Origin of the sequence: Arsukibacterium ikkense (assembly GCF_000987775.1) — a bacterium.
GTDB lineage: Bacteria > Pseudomonadota > Gammaproteobacteria > Enterobacterales > Alteromonadaceae > Alishewanella > Alishewanella ikkense.
In genome coordinates, this window is record NZ_LAHO01000006.1 from 1 (window position 1) to 15,099 (window position 15,099).

The 15,099-nt window shown below is 51.5% G+C and carries 9 protein-coding genes; 5 read left to right on the top strand and 4 right to left on the bottom strand.

Features of this window, described 5'->3' with window-relative positions; genetic code table 11:
* The first annotated feature begins 315 nt into the window (after window positions 1-315).
* Window positions 316-1,527 (top strand): IS256 family transposase, encoded by a 1,212-nt coding sequence (locus WG68_RS07500; protein ID WP_046557068.1) that lies wholly within the window; start codon window positions 316-318, stop codon window positions 1,525-1,527.
* A 206-nt stretch (window positions 1,528-1,733) separates the two neighbouring features.
* Here the strand turns inward: WG68_RS07500 and ssb are convergent, their stop codons facing one another.
* The 3 genes from ssb to WG68_RS07515 all read right to left on the bottom strand — a co-directional run bounded on the left by ssb (window position 1,734) and on the right by WG68_RS07515 (window position 5,066).
* Window positions 1,734-2,330 (bottom strand): single-stranded DNA-binding protein, encoded by a 597-nt coding sequence (gene ssb, locus WG68_RS07505; protein ID WP_046557069.1) that lies wholly within the window; start codon window positions 2,328-2,330, stop codon window positions 1,734-1,736.
* Window positions 2,331-2,349: 19 nt separating this feature from the next.
* Window positions 2,350-3,714 carry an MFS transporter gene (locus WG68_RS07510; RefSeq protein ID WP_046557070.1) on the bottom strand — a complete coding sequence of 455 codons (1,365 nt, stop codon included), beginning with the start codon at window positions 3,712-3,714 and terminating at the stop codon, window positions 2,350-2,352.
* A gap of 119 nt (window positions 3,715-3,833) precedes the next feature.
* Complete coding sequence (locus WG68_RS07515; RefSeq protein WP_046557071.1) at window positions 3,834-5,066, bottom strand: MFS transporter; 1,233 nt, start codon at window positions 5,064-5,066, stop codon at window positions 3,834-3,836.
* 161 nt (window positions 5,067-5,227) lie between these two features.
* On the opposite strand from WG68_RS07515, the gene WG68_RS07520 reads away from it, so the two are divergent.
* Window positions 5,228-7,558 (top strand): glycoside hydrolase family 65 protein, encoded by a 2,331-nt coding sequence (locus WG68_RS07520; RefSeq protein ID WP_046557072.1) that lies wholly within the window; start codon window positions 5,228-5,230, stop codon window positions 7,556-7,558.
* 1 nt (window position 7,559) lies between these two features.
* Window positions 7,560-8,207, top strand: a complete 648-nt coding sequence (gene pgmB, locus WG68_RS07525) for a beta-phosphoglucomutase (protein WP_046557073.1) — start codon at window positions 7,560-7,562, stop codon at window positions 8,205-8,207.
* A gap of 149 nt (window positions 8,208-8,356) precedes the next feature.
* Here the strand turns inward: pgmB and WG68_RS07530 are convergent, their stop codons facing one another.
* Window positions 8,357-9,388: a LacI family DNA-binding transcriptional regulator gene (locus WG68_RS07530; protein WP_046557074.1), complete on the bottom strand. Its 1,032-nt coding sequence runs from the start codon at window positions 9,386-9,388 to the stop codon at window positions 8,357-8,359.
* 269 nt (window positions 9,389-9,657) lie between these two features.
* Between WG68_RS07530 and WG68_RS07540 the strand changes: the two genes are divergently transcribed.
* Both WG68_RS07540 and uvrA read left to right on the top strand, forming a co-directional pair.
* The gene (locus tag WG68_RS07540) at window positions 9,658-11,937 is read left to right on the top strand and encodes a TonB-dependent receptor (RefSeq protein ID WP_052749003.1); all 2,280 of its coding nucleotides are present in this window, start codon (window positions 9,658-9,660) and stop codon (window positions 11,935-11,937) included.
* Window positions 11,938-12,271: 334 nt separating this feature from the next.
* Window positions 12,272-15,094, top strand: a complete 2,823-nt coding sequence (gene uvrA, locus WG68_RS07545) for an excinuclease ABC subunit UvrA (RefSeq protein ID WP_046557076.1) — start codon at window positions 12,272-12,274, stop codon at window positions 15,092-15,094.
* The last annotated feature ends 5 nt before the right edge of the window (window positions 15,095-15,099 follow it).

The window sequence follows — 15,099 nt, forward strand, 5'->3', positions numbered from 1 at the left end:
TGGATGGTGTGGTTGCTGCAACGCTTACGAAAAACTATATAAATTTTCGCGTATTTACTTGATGAAAAGTTTATAAACATGCAATTTCATTTTGATAAAGTGTGGTTTTTAAAGCTCACGCTGCTCCGAGGCTCGCTTAACCTAGTTCTCTATTCTATGAAATAGTAATAAATTAACAGGAGAATTTGATGAGGGACGTTTAGTTACCATATGCGAGTAGGATGCTGTCGCCGGCAACGTATAACTGGTCACTATGAGAGTGTAAAAAAATCTGTGTAAGTGGCATTCTATCCATGTATTTGAAAGGAATAAAGAATGCCAGTATCAGACCAGCTTATCGATCAGTTATTAGCTGACTACAAATCCCCTGAAGACCTGCTTGGTGAGCAAGGTATCCTTAAGCAGTTAACTAAGAAAATTGCTGAGCGTGCCCTTGAAGCTGAGATGGAGCAACATCTTGGTTATGCCAAACATGATGCTATCGGTAAGAATACCGGTAACTCACGCAATGGTAAAAGCCGTAAATCCGTACGCAGTATCCATGGCGATATCGAGCTTGAAACACCACGTGACCGCAACGGCAGCTTTGAGCCAAAGCTGATTAAGAAAGGCGAGAAACAACTCGGTGGCTTTGATGAGCGTATCGTTTCCTTGTATGCCAGAGGCATGTCTACCCGCGATATCCAGGCTCACTTTGAAGAAGCTTACGGAGTTGAAGTCTCGCCGACTTTTATCTCCCAGGTAACGAATGCCGTATTAGACGAAGTGAAAGCCTGGCAACAGCGGCCACTGGCTCCGGTGTATCCGATAGTCTATCTGGACTGTTTAGTCGTGCGTAGCCGTGATTCTGGCAGCATCCAGAATAAGTCTGTATACCTTGCCCTTGGTGTGAACACCGATGGCGAAAAAGAGCTGCTTGGCCTTTGGATAGCTCAGACCGAAGGCGCTAAGTTCTGGCTCTCGGTGATGAACGAACTGAAAAACCGGGGTGTGGAAGACATCTTTATCGCCTGTGTTGATGGCCTAAAGGGTTTCCCTGATGCGATAGAAGCGGTTTACCCTAAAACGCAGATACAACTGTGTATCGTGCATCAAATCCGCAACAGCCTGCGCTTCGTCAGCTGGAAAGAGCGTAAAGCCGTCGCAGCAGATTTAAAAACCATTTATGGCGCAGCCACCCTGCAACAGGCAGAGCAGGCACTGGAGCAGTTCGCCGAGACTTGGGATAATCAGCATCCTGGCATTAGCAAATCCTGGCGCGACAACTGGACGCGGCTCAGCGTGTTCTTCGACTATCCACCGGAGATACGCAAAGTGATTTATACCACCAACGCCATCGAATCACTCAATGCCAGCCTGCGTCAGGTCACAAAGACCAGAAGGTCATTCCCCAGTGATGATGCAGTACTGAAATTGCTATATCTGGCTTTACACCAGATTGCTAAAAAGTGGACAATGCCGCTACGAGATTGGAAGCCTGCCATGACGCAGTTTATGATTATGTACGGTGACCGAGTATCGTTATGATAAACAGCCACTTACACAAAAGATTTTATAGTCTCCTATTCGGCAACTTTACCTTTGTCTTTACATTTTAAAGTGTTCGATGTTATTGTAAAAGAACTAAAATTCCCTAAAAGGTAGACAACCCTCTCTTTAGAAGTAAGCCTCTAATTAAAGAGGCTTTTTTCGACTACTTTACAATTTGTCTTTACATAACTAAAAGTGTTAAGTCAAAACGGAATATCGTCATCAAAGTCGATGGGGGGTTCCATTGGCCGCTGTTGTTGCTGGGCGGGTTGCTGCGCAGGCTTCTGATAGCCGCCTTGCTGCGGTGCGGCCTGAGCCGGCGCTTGCTGGTAACCACCTTGCTGCGGTTGCTGATAACCACCACTTTGCTGTGCTGGCTGTTGCGCCGGTTGTTGTTGCGCCGGACGCTGGTAACCGCCCTGTTGACCGCCTGCCATGCCACCGCCCTGCTGCTGGCCATCACCGCGACCGTCGAGCATTTGCAGCTCGTTGGCAACAATTTCAGTGGTGTAACGTTCTATGCCGTCTTTGTCGGTCCACTTACGGGTTTTCAGTTTACCTTCAATATACACCTTGCTGCCTTTACGCAGGTATTCACCGGCAATTTCGGCCAGGCGCTGATAGATTACTACCCGGTGCCACTCAGTTTGCTCTTTTTTCTCGTTGGTGGCCTTGTCAGTCCAGCTTTCTGAGGTAGCGATAGTCATGTTGGCTACGGCACCGCCCTGCGGCATGTAACGCACTTCCGGGTCACCACCCAGATTGCCAATTAAGATAACTTTGTTAATTCCACGCGCCATGCGATTTCTCCTGAAAAAATTAGGGTTGGGCAATGCCAACCAATGACCGGGCCTGTGCCAGGTCAAATTGCTGCGAACTGACTTTTAAATAACAGCGTTGTTCAGCCAGTAAAATAGTCACTTCCTGCACCCCGCTTAAGGCCGCCAACTGGCTGGCCAGTGCGTTGGCCTCTTGCTCTGTGCCAACCTGCACCGCCAGCGACAAGCGCTGCGCCCGCGCGGGCACCAGCATGGTTCGGGCAATAAGCAGCCATATTAAACCAATACCGGCCAACACGGCAAACACCAATCCATAACTAAATTGCTGCGCGACTACACCACCAATCACGCCGCCGGCAAAGGCGCCGAAAAACTGACTGCTGGAATAAATACCCATAGCACTGCCGCGCTGTCCGGCTGGCGCCACCCTTGACACCATCGCTGGCAAACTGGCTTCTAAAAAATTAAAGCCAGTAAAAAACAGTAATAAGGCGGCAATTAACCACCACAAATCAGTGGCAACAAAAGCCAGTAACATAGCAATAATCAGCAGACTGATCGCCACTAAAAAATAACCTTTTTCCTGTTGCCGGCGCATAGCGATGATCATCATCGGTATCATCAACACAAAAGACATCAACAACACCGGCAAGTACACCTGCCAATGCTGATCGGCTGCCAGCTGGTATTGGCTAAGCAGCAGCGGCAGGGCGACAAACATAGCGGTTAGCATTAAATGTAGCAGCAATACGCCAATATCGAGCTGCAGTAACTGGCGGTGCTGCAGAATATTAAGTAACGTTGCCGGCACGGCCAGCGTTTCTGCCGCCGGCGCTTTACTGACGCTTTTGGGCACCAGAAACGCTACTATTAACATGGCACAACAGGCCAGCACCGCAGTAAACCAGAACACACCGCTTAAACCGGCCCACTTGGCCAGCAGCGGCCCGGCGATCATCGCCAGCGCAAAAGATAAACCGATACTGGCGCCGATAATTGCCATCACTTTTGGCCGTTGCTCGTCGCGGGTCAGATCTGCCGCCAGCGCCAGCACCGCCCCGGCAATAGCGCCGGCCCCCTGTAAAATACGACCGAAAGTCACCATATATACAGATTCAGCCAGCGCAGCCACTATCGAGCCTGCGGCAAACAACGCCAGGCCCAGCAGCATGACTTTATGCCGGCCAATCCGGTCAGATAACCAGCCAAATGGAATTTGCAGGATGGCCTGCGTCAGGCCGTAGGCGCCAATAGCCAGACCAATCCACAGCGGTGAGTAACCAACCAGCTCAGTGCCATACAGCGCAAACACTGGCAACAGCATAAACAGGCCCAGCATGCGGGTAGAGAAGACCAGCGCCAACGCCAGGGCGGCCCGTTTTTCAATAGGGTTCAGTTGATCCATTAATTTTTATTAACAGCCGAAATAAGCGCGCAAGTGTAGCATAGAACCCGCACGCTTTAACTGGATTTACCGCTGATTAGTCGGCTCTGCCCGATAATCTTTGCCCGCGGCAATAACAGTTATAATGAGTTGCTGGCTCGCAGGCTCTGCTGACGCAGCAAGCCTACCGACAGCAACAACAGACTCAGCGGCAATAAGCATAAATAGAACGCGGTCTGGCCATTAAAGTTGGCAAAAGTATAACCGGTAACAATAGAGCCGGTGGTACCCCCCAGCGCTGAAAACACTACTATTAAACCCGTCATCGGCGCATGCTGCACCTTGGGCAGGGCACTTAAGATAACCGAATTAATTACCGGGTAAATCGGTGCCATAAACAGGCCAATCAACGGAAATAAATAGGCTGCCAGCGGCGCACTGAATAAACTGACATCGGCAGCCACCTGTACGTTATGGGTTAACGGTAAGGTCAGTAAAATTAACGCTGCCATGCAGGCCAGGCAACTATTAAGCAACCAGTACCAGCTGACATGCTTTAACACCACGCCGGCCGCTAAGCGGCCAAGCGCCAGGCTGGCGGCAAAAATACTGGTCAGCTGCACACTCAGCTGGTTGGGCAGGCTGAGCACCTCGTTATTAAAGGTGGGTAACCAGCTGCCAATGCCCTGCTCAATTAAAACATATAAAAAGGCCGATATCACAAACACAAATACCAGCGGCCGGTACACCAGCTTAATCATTGCCAGAAAGTCTTCTGCAGCATGGCTTACTTTAGGTAACTCCAACTTGGGAAAGCGGGTGCTAAGCAACAGCAGCAGGTTCAGCGCTGACAACCCGGCCAGCCACCAGTACACCTGCAACCAACCGGCAGATTGCGGCGCCGCCGGGTCCATAAAGGCCGCGAATACCCAATAACCGCTAAGTACACCCAGCATAAAGAAGCCTTCGATAAAATTCAGTAACGAAGCATGCTCGGCATTGCTGCGGGTAACCACGCCAATGCTGGCATACACCGATACCTTTACTAAGGCAAAACTGGCCCCTACGGTTAAAAACAGTAATTTGGTGGTGAGAAACGCCGGCAGCAGCGGCATCGCCAGACAGGCCAGGGTTACCAGGCTAACGCCAATCAGCATGGCATTTTTATAGCCCAGCCGCGGTAACCAGGCCGCAATTAAAAACGACACTATGGCAATCGGGATATCTTTAAAGCCCTCTAATACACTGGCCGCTTCTTTGGTTATCTGGTAGGTGTGGATGACCTGTAAAATTACGGTACCCACGCTGTTTAGCAGTATGGCAAAAACAAAGTAGGTCAGCAGTAACGCCAGTTTAATTCTGAGTGTTGCCATGGTTTTATTCTCATTATCAGACACTGCCTGTTAGCAGTTGTTGGTTTTTTACCCTGTTGTCACCGACTATACAATGTTTTAATTACCAATTGCAATCGATTGCAATTGCAATTTAAATCCGTGTATAGTGCCAATATTGCACCTTGCGACGAGGAATACTGATGACAAGCCAAGCTGATTTAACCAAAGCATTGGGGGTGGCCGACTGGCAGCTGTCGGATGATAGCTATACCCCAGAGCTGCATATGCTAAAAGAAACTTTGCTTAGCCTGGGTAACGGCTATATTGGCAGCCGCGGCAGCTTTGATGAAGCCCTGCCTGCAGGCGTAAACCACTGTGAAGGCACTTACCTGAACGGCGTTTACAGCAGCGAGCCAATCACTTATGGCGAAAGCGCCTATGGCTTTGCCCGTAACAACCATAAAATGCTGCAGGTTGCCAATGGCAAAGTACTGCAACTGACGGTAGATGGTGAAACAGTGACTATCGGTGGTGCCGTTAACCACAAGCGCCAGCTGGATTTACAAACGGGCGTGTTGCAGCGGCGATGGCAGTGGCAAAGCAGCCAGGGCAAAGTGCTGCAACTGCACAGCCGCCGTTTTGTTTCCCAGGCAAACCCACATTTACTGGCGATAGAACTTAGCATTAGCGCGCTGAATTTCAGTGGTGATATTCAGCTTGATAGCCTGCTGGACGCCGGCTATCCCGGTTTTCAGAAAAAAGATGACCCGCGGGTCGGTGTGATGTCGATAGCCGACAGCCTGAGCTTGCTACAACAGCACTGTGACAGTACGCAAGCCCTGATGTTGCACCAGGCGCATGGCAGTGGCAGCATAGTAACTGCAGCCATGGGCCATCAATTACCAGCCAATGCCAGATGGTTGGCCAATAAATGCACAGCGCAATGCATCAGCCAGCAATTTCAGTTAAGCCTGACTGAAGGCGAGCCGCTAACGCTGCATAAGCTGGTGGTGTATTGCCATGCCGCTGCCGATACAGCGAGCGAGCTACTGCAACAACAGGCCAGTAGCTTGTTACAGCACGCCTGTAGCCAGAGCTTTGCCAGCCAGTTAGCCGCACACCAACAGTACTGGAGCGATTTCTGGCAGCAGGCGGATGTAAAAATTGGCGGCGACACTGCGCTGCAACAAGGGATCCGCTTTAACTTATTCAGCCTGGCCCAGGCGGCCGGGCGCAATGGTAAAAGCAACATTGGCGCCAAGGGTTTAAGCGGCCCGGGCTATGACGGCCATTACTTCTGGGACACCGAAATTTACGTGGTACCGGTACTGAGCCTGACCCAGCCCGATACCGCCCGCCAACTCCTGACGCATCGCTACAGCCAGCTCGACGCTGCGCGGCAGCGTGCCCGGCAAATGTCTCACCAGCGCGGCGCTTTGTATCCATGGCGTACCATTGGTGGTGAAGAATGCTCGGCTTATTTTCCGGCGGGCACGGCGCAGTATCATATTAACGCTGCCATTGCCTATGCTATTCGCAGCTACTATCTGGCGAGTGCCGATAGCCATTTTATCCGCGAGATGGGAGCTGAAATGCTGCTGGAAACCAGCCGGCTGTGGCTGGAGCTGGGCTTTTTTAATCCGCGCCACGCTAACCGCTTTGAAATTCATCAGGTTACCGGCCCGGATGAATACACCGCGCTGGTGAATAATAATTTCTACACTAATGCCATGGTGCAGCTGCAACTGGAGTTCAGCCTGCAAATTTTTGCTGAGTATCCAGAGCTAAAAACAAAATTTGCGTTAAGCGACAGCGAGCTGGCAAGTTGGCAGCGCGCTGCCGCCAACATGTACCTGCCGTATGACAGCGAGCTGGCAGTGCAGGCGCAGGATGACAGTTTTCTCAGCAAAAAACCGTGGGATTTTGCCACTACACCAGGCGATAAATTCCCACTGTTACTGCACTTTCACCCGCTGGTGATTTACCGGCATCAGGTGTTAAAACAAGCCGATACAGTGCTGGCCAACGTACTGCTGGATAACCGGATAAGCCCGGCGCAAAAAGCGCGCGACTTAGCCTACTACGAACCGCTTACCACCCATGATTCCAGCTTGTCGGGTTGTATTCACAGCATTGCTTTTGCCGAGACGGGTAACACCGGGCAGGCGCAGCGCTTTTTCGGTGACTCGGCCCGGATGGATCTGGATAACCACCACGGCAATACCGAGGTGGGCGTGCATATTGCCTGCATGGCTGGCAGCTGGCTGTCGCTGGTAATGGGCTTTGCCGGTTTGCGGGTGCGTAGCGACGGTTTATATTTTCAGCCACGCTTACCACAGGCCATTCCTGAACTGGATTTCCGGCTGTGCTATCAGGGCCGGGTATTGCAAGTCAGTTTAACCAAACAACAGGCGTGCTATCAGTTGCACTCTGGCGCCCCCCTTACCCTGCACCATGCGAATCAACCGTTGCAGCTCAGCGTTGGCGCGCCGGTGCAGTGCAGCATAGTTGCATTGAATGAGGATCTCTGAGATGACGATAAAAGCCGTTATTTTTGACCTGGACGGAGTATTAACTGACACCGCCCACTATCATTTCCAGGCCTGGCAAGCTTTAGCGCACGAGCTAGGCATCAGCTTTACTGAGCAGGATAATGAACAGCTAAAAGGGGTAGATCGCTTAGGCTCACTGCGCTGGATTTTACAACAAGCCCAGCGGCAACTGAGCCCTGAGGAAGAAACCCGGCTAATGCAGCAGAAAAACGCTCATTATCTGGAGCTGATTGCCCATATGAGTCCGGCCGATTTATTCGCCGGGGTGCAGCCGTTATTTACTGAGCTGCGCCAGCATGGCATTAAAATTGGCCTGGCCTCGGCCAGTAAAAACGCCGCTATGGTGGTAGAGCGCTTAGGTATCGCCAACCAGTTTGATTATATTGCCGATGCTAATGATGTAGTTAACAGTAAGCCAGACCCGGAAGTGTTTTTACTGGCCGCCACAGGCCTGGGGGTAGCAACAACGCACTGCATTGGCGTGGAAGATGCGGTGGCCGGTGTCGAGGCGATTAACGCCGCCGGGATGACAGCGATAGGCATTGGCGAGCCAAGTGTGCTTAATAGAGCAATTAAGGTTTATCCCTCAATACAAAAATTAAAGTTAACCGATCTCCTGAAACTATGACACACACTTAAGCGAGTGGCGGTTAGCTTTGCTGACGGGGCGCCACAGGCGTCAGCCCGAGCGAGTTGCTGTGGCGAGCCCGGCGGCAATGGTAACGCAAGCCACGACCAGGTTGAGATCGGCCCAACAGGTATTCCATTCTTTCGTCTTTAAGTGCTGTTTCGCAAACTGGACTGGCGATCTACCAACTTAACCGGCAGCAGCTGCGATGCAGCCTTGCCGCCGTTAATCCGGCTTAACAATTGTGCCACCAGCAACTGACCGCCGGCGTGGGTATCCTGCTTTACCGTGGTCAGTGACGGCGTGCAGTACGCCGACATGGCAATATCATCAAAACCGACGATGGCCACCTGCTGCGGCACCTTTATGCCATGCTCCAGCAGGGCTTTCATCGCCCCCATGGCAATGGCATCACTGGCCGCAAAAATGCCATCCAAACTCGATAACTGACTAAATAACGCCTGCTGGGTCTGCAAATAACCAGCCTGGGCAGTAAAGTCAGTATTCAGCTGTAAAGCTGGCTCGGCTTTAATATTGGCGGCTTGCAGCGCATCCTGATACCCCAGGTAACGCATTTCAATTTCGGTATGGCGAATATCGCCTAAAAAGGCAATACGCTGACAGCCCTGTTTCACTAAATGAGCCACCGCCTGCTGCGCGCCCTGGCGGTTGTCTGAGCCTATTACCGGGTATGGCTCAGTGCCGGTGGTGGCACCCCACACGACAAAAGGCACCCCGGCGGCGGCCAACTGGTCTACCCGCGCATCATGCTCGCCCTGGCCAATGACGATCAGGCCATCGGCGCGCTTCGAGTCAAAATAGTAGCTGCGCCAGTCTTTGTCAGTGGTTTTGCTGGTGCTCAGCAGCATATCGTAACCTTTGGCGGTGAGCTCATCGGCAATCACCCCCAGAATATCCAGTAAGAAGGGGTCACTAATCGCCTGTTGGGTTTTGGCATCAAATAAAATAATTACCGCTATGGTGTGGCTTTTCTGGGTGCGCAAACTGCGCGCCGTAGCATTCACCTTAAACTGATGATCAGCGGCAATTTGCTGCACTTTTTGCCGGGTTTGGGCGTTAATTACCGGGTTATCGCGCAAAGCACGCGAGGCAGTAGATTCTGATACGCCGGCCAGTCTGGCAATGTCGGCCAGGGTCATTACTTTTGCCGCTTGTTTCATCACATACATCCATTGGTCTATCTGGCGGTAAGCTGTGCCATTCTGGTTACCATCATGCCCTAAGCTTATGGCCGGAGCAACGGCTGCTGAAAGTTGAATATATAAAGCTGCAGTTTAATGCCAAATAAGTCTATGCAATCGTCTGCAAAAGTATAAAAAGCACACTGCAATCGATTGCAATAGATCAAAAAGTGGCTTAAGGTTAGTTTCGCCCGGCACAACATTAAAAATACAGCCAGCGTTTCTATCAACAGGACAGGAGAATAATAATGGCAATTCAGCTTAATAAAATCACCACTGCCATGGTGTTGCTGTTTAGCTTACCGGTGGTTGCTCAGCAAAGCAGCGAAACCAGTTCAGCCGAACGCGCTAAAAATACCGAAAACAACCAGATCGAACAAATCGTCGTCACCGGTAAAGCCAGCGGTATGTCCGGCTTTAAAGTCGATACCAGTTACGCCATTACCAATGTGTCAGCTGAAAACATTACCCGGCTATCGCCGCAAAGCACCGCGGAGTTATTTACCGTAGTACCGGGTGTCTGGGCGGAAAGCTCTGGCGGTAAAGCGGGCGCCAATGTGTTTGTCCGTGGCTTTCCCAGTACCGGCGATGCACCTTTTTTAACCATCCAGCTCAACGGCGCGCCGATCTTTCCGCCGCCAACTTTGTCATTTTTAGAAAACTCCTCTATTTTTCGCCTCGATGAAACCATTCATTTTATGGAAGCGCTGCGTGGTGGTTCTACCCCGGTACTATCTAATGGCCAGCCCGGTTTAACCACCAACTTTTTACTGAAAGAAGGCAGTGATGTTACCGAAGGTCTGATGAAGTTTTCTACCTCCAGTTATGGTTTACGCCGGGTGGATGGGGTGGTTAGCGGCCAGATAGCTGATCGGTTATACGTGATGGCGGGCGGTTATATCAGCAGCTCAGAAGGCCCGCGTAAAGTTGGCTTTAACGCCGAGGAAGGTCACCAGTTTACCGTCAATGTCACCAAAGAGCTGGATAACGGCAGCATCAATGTTTACACCCGTCAAACTGATGACAGCGGTGTATGGCATTTGCCGGTACCGCTGAATGTGGCCGGCGTCGATAACAGTTACAGCCAGATTGGCCCGAATAATCGCTTAGGCAGCATTGCCTATGGCCCGGACAATCAGCAGCAAAGTTATGACTTTGGCGATGGCCGCGGCTGGAAAGGTGGCATTACCGGCGGCACTGTCGATTTAGATTTAACCGACAGCTGGCGGTTAATGTATCGTTTCAGCCATATCCAAGGCCAAGCCAATACCTTTGGTTTAGTGCCGGAAGGCGGTGCCACCACCCTTGGCAATGTCGCCGGCGTTAACGGCCCGGTAACCGGCACGGTTAGCGGCAACAGCTATGATAACGATACCGTGGTGCAGCAAATTGGCCGCTGGGTGGTATTAAAAGATATTGAAGCCTTTACCAACGACATTGCCGTCAGTAAAACCAGCGACAACGCCATCTTTACCCTGGGTTACTATGCTACAAATTTTTCGGTACAGGACTGGTGGTCTATCGGTAACCAGCAATGGCATGTGGTTGAAAAAGGCGGCGAAGCACTGAATGGCATCGATTGTAACGACAGCCTGGCCAGCTGTAGCTGGAACTATGATATCGACGCTACCGGTGATGGCAACACCAGCGCCATTTATGCCGCGCTGGAGTATCAGCTGAACGAGCAATGGCGGGTAGATGCCGGCCTGCGCCGTGAAAATCACAAAATAACCTATGTGGTGGACGAAGGTTTAACCGGCAATATCAGTAAAGCAGTAGATTACGATGAAAGCAAAATTGCCTGGACTGCCGGCGTTAACTGGATGTGGCAACGCAATATGGGCATGTTCGCCCGGGTTAATAAAGGCAATAAAATGCCGTTCTTTGACGACTTTCGCGATAACTTCGGTGCCTTTGAAAGTGGCGACAAGTTAATTAAAGAAGTGACCCAGTACGAGCTCGGCTACAAATGGGCTGAACAAAACTACAGTATTTACTTAACCGCTTTTTACAACGAAGTAGAGGGCGAGCTGTTTGTATCACGCCCTGGCGCCCCGGCCGAAGTATTAACCACTGAAGCCATGGGTATTGAGTTTGACGCCAACTACCGTGCCGACAACGGCTTTGCCGTGAATCTGAATGCCACAGTACAGGATACCGAGATCACTAATCACCCGGATCCGCTGGTAGTGGGTAATCAGGCCATCCGGCAACCGGACTGGATGCTGCGGGTTACCCCCAGCTACGGTTTTGACGTGGCCAATATGTACGCCACCGTCTACGGTACCTTGTCGGCCGTTGCCGATCGCTATGGCGACAATGCCAACAGCGTAACGCTGGACGGCTACAGTAAACTGGACCTGGGGCTACAGCTGGATATAACCCAGCAGTTAAAAGCCCAGCTATCAGTAGCAAACCTGACCGACAAAGCCGGTATTACCGAAGGCGACCCGCGCGCCGCCGGCAGCCCGAACGGCCGCTATATTATGCCGCGCAGTGTCGAGTTCAGTATCAGCTATACGTTCTGATTTTCTCTCCCCGTGTTCCAACACGTGTTGCCCCCGCCTGATGCGGGGGCTTTTTTTAATTCCTTTTATAAGCCAATTTAGCATTTTCGTCGTACAAAAAACCCGATAGCTTCAGGTTACAACACCCGCCCCGGCTCGCCAGAGCAACTCGGCTTTACTGGCATAAAGCCTCAGACACTCTGTGGCGACCGAAACGGGGTTCTAACCCTACGCTCTACCTAACTAACATAACCCGCTAAACTAAGTAAGCTTGGCTGGCTGGTTTTATATTAACGCCATGTAGTGTATATTTGTACAGCTTTCGTGCCTTCAACGCCTACAACCGGAAACCGCAATGGACAAAATTGATATTCGGGGTGCTCGTACCCATAACCTGAAAAACATCTCGCTGCAAATTCCCCGCGATAAGCTCATCGTGATCACCGGTTTATCTGGCTCGGGCAAATCCTCGCTGGCCTTTGACACCCTGTATGCCGAAGGGCAGCGCCGCTATGTTGAGTCGTTATCGGCCTATGCCCGGCAGTTTTTAAGCATGATGGAAAAGCCCGATGTCGATCATATTGAGGGCTTATCGCCAGCTATTTCCATTGAGCAAAAATCGACCTCGCATAACCCGCGCTCTACTGTCGGCACTATTACTGAAATTTACGACTACCTGCGGTTGCTGTTTGCCCGGGTAGGCGAACCACGCTGCCCGGAGCACGACCAGCCACTGGCGGCGCAAACCATCAGTGAGATGGTGGATAAAGTCACTGAGTTTCCGGAAGGCACCAGGTTAATGGTATTGGCACCTGTGGTACAGGAGCGTAAAGGCGAACATGTTAAAACCCTGGAAACCCTGGCAGCGCAGGGCTATATCCGGGCGCGGATTGATGGCGAGGTGTGCGACTTATCAGACCCGCCCACCCTCGACTTACATAAAAAACACACCATTGAAGTGGTGATCGACCGCATTAAAGTACGCGACGATATTAAGCTGCGCTTAGCCGAATCCTTTGAAACCGCGCTGGCGCTGTCAGGCGGGGTGGCCAAAGTGGCCTTTATGGACGAGCCTGACACTGCCGAGCTGGTGTTTTCGGCCAATTTTGCCTGCCCGACTTGCGGCTATTCGATGACTGAGCTCGAACCGCGGCTATTTTCCTTTAATAACCCGGCCGGCGCTTGTCCCAGTTGTGACGGCCTGGGGGTTAAGCAATTTTTCGACCCGAATAAGGTTATCGTCAGTAACCAGCTTAGCCTGGCCGGCGGCGCCATTCGCGGTTGGGATAAACGCAATTTCTATTATTTTCAGATGCTCAAAGCGCTGGCCGAACACTTTGGCTTTAAACTGGACGTGCCTTTTAGTAGCCTGACAAAAAAACAGCAAGACGCCATTTTATATGGCAGCGGTAACACCATAGTCGATTTTAAATACCTGAACGATCGCGGTGATGTAGTGCTGCGCAGCCACCCTTTTGAAGGCATAGTACCGAATATGGAGCGACGCTACCGCGAAACCGAATCGAATTCGGTGCGCGAAGAGTTGAGCAAATACCTGGCAACCCAGGCCTGCCCCAGCTGCCATGGCACCCGGCTGCGCACCGAAGCGCGCCATGTATTTATTGGTAAAACCAACCTGCCACAAATCGTCGAGTTGTCGATTGCTGACTGCTTAGCCTTTTTTCAGCAGCTAAGCCTGCAGGGCCAGAAAGCGAAAATTGCCGAAAAAGTATTAAAAGAAATTCAGGACCGGCTGAGCTTCTTAGTCAACGTCGGCCTGAACTATCTTAATTTATCACGCAGTGCCGAAACGCTTTCGGGCGGCGAAGCCCAGCGCATTCGCTTAGCCAGCCAGATAGGCGCCGGCCTGGTTGGGGTAATGTATGTACTGGATGAGCCCTCCATTGGCCTGCACCAGCGTGATAACGAACGGCTGCTCGGCACCCTGACCCACCTGCGCGATTTAGGCAACACGGTGATTGTAGTAGAGCATGACGAGGACGCGGTACGGCTGGCCGACCATGTTATTGATATTGGCCCCGGCGCAGGGGTGCATGGCGGTTATGTTGTCGCTCAGGGCAGCCTGGAGCAGATTATGGCCGAGCCAAAATCGTTAACCGGCCAGTATATGTCAGGAGCCAGAAAAATTGCGGTGCCTGCAACCCGTACCAAACTTACCGATAAGTGGCTGGAAGTGACCGGCGCTAGCGGCAATAACCTGAAAAATGTCAATTTAGCCATTCCATTCGGGGTAATGACCTGCATTACCGGCGTATCAGGCTCGGGTAAATCAACGCTGATCAATGACACCCTGTACCGGGTAGCCCACCGGGTGCTGAACAAAGGTGAAAGCGCTGATCCGGCGCCGCACAAAGAAATCAAGGGCCTGCACCATTTCGATAAGGTTATCGATATTGATCAGAGCCCGATTGGCCGTACCCCGCGCTCGAATGCCGCTACCTATACCGGTATTTTTACCGCAGTGCGCGAGCTGTTTGCCGGCACGCAGGAAGCTCGCTCGCGGGGTTATCAGGTCGGCCGCTTTAGCTTTAATGTTAAAGGCGGGCGCTGTGAAGCCTGCCAGGGCGATGGTTTAATTAAAGTAGAAATGCACTTTTTACCCGACGTCTATGTGCCGTGCGATGTCTGTAAAAGCAAACGCTACAATCGGGAAACCCTGGAAATTAAATACAAGGGCAAAAATATCCACGAAGTGCTGGATATGACAGTGGAAGATGCGCTGGCCTTTTTTGAAGCGATACCGGCCGTAAAACGTAAGCTGCAAACGCTGCAGGATGTGGGCCTGACTTATATTAAGCTGGGCCAGTCTGCTACCACCTTATCGGGCGGAGAGGCACAACGGGTAAAACTGGCGCGCGAGCTCAGTAAGCGCGACACCGGTAAAACCCTGTATATACTGGACGAACCGACCACTGGCCTGCATTTTTACGATATCCAGCAACTGCTGAATGTCCTGCACCGGCTGCGTGATCATGGCAATACCATAGTGGTGATAGAGCATAACCTGGACGTAATAAAAACCGCCGACTGGATAGTCGACTTAGGCCCGGAAGGCGGTAATGGCGGCGGTAAAATACTGGTCGCCGGTACGCCGGAGCAGGTCGCCGCCTGCAAAAAATCCTATACCGGCCAGTATTTAAAGCCATTATTAGGCTAATGCCG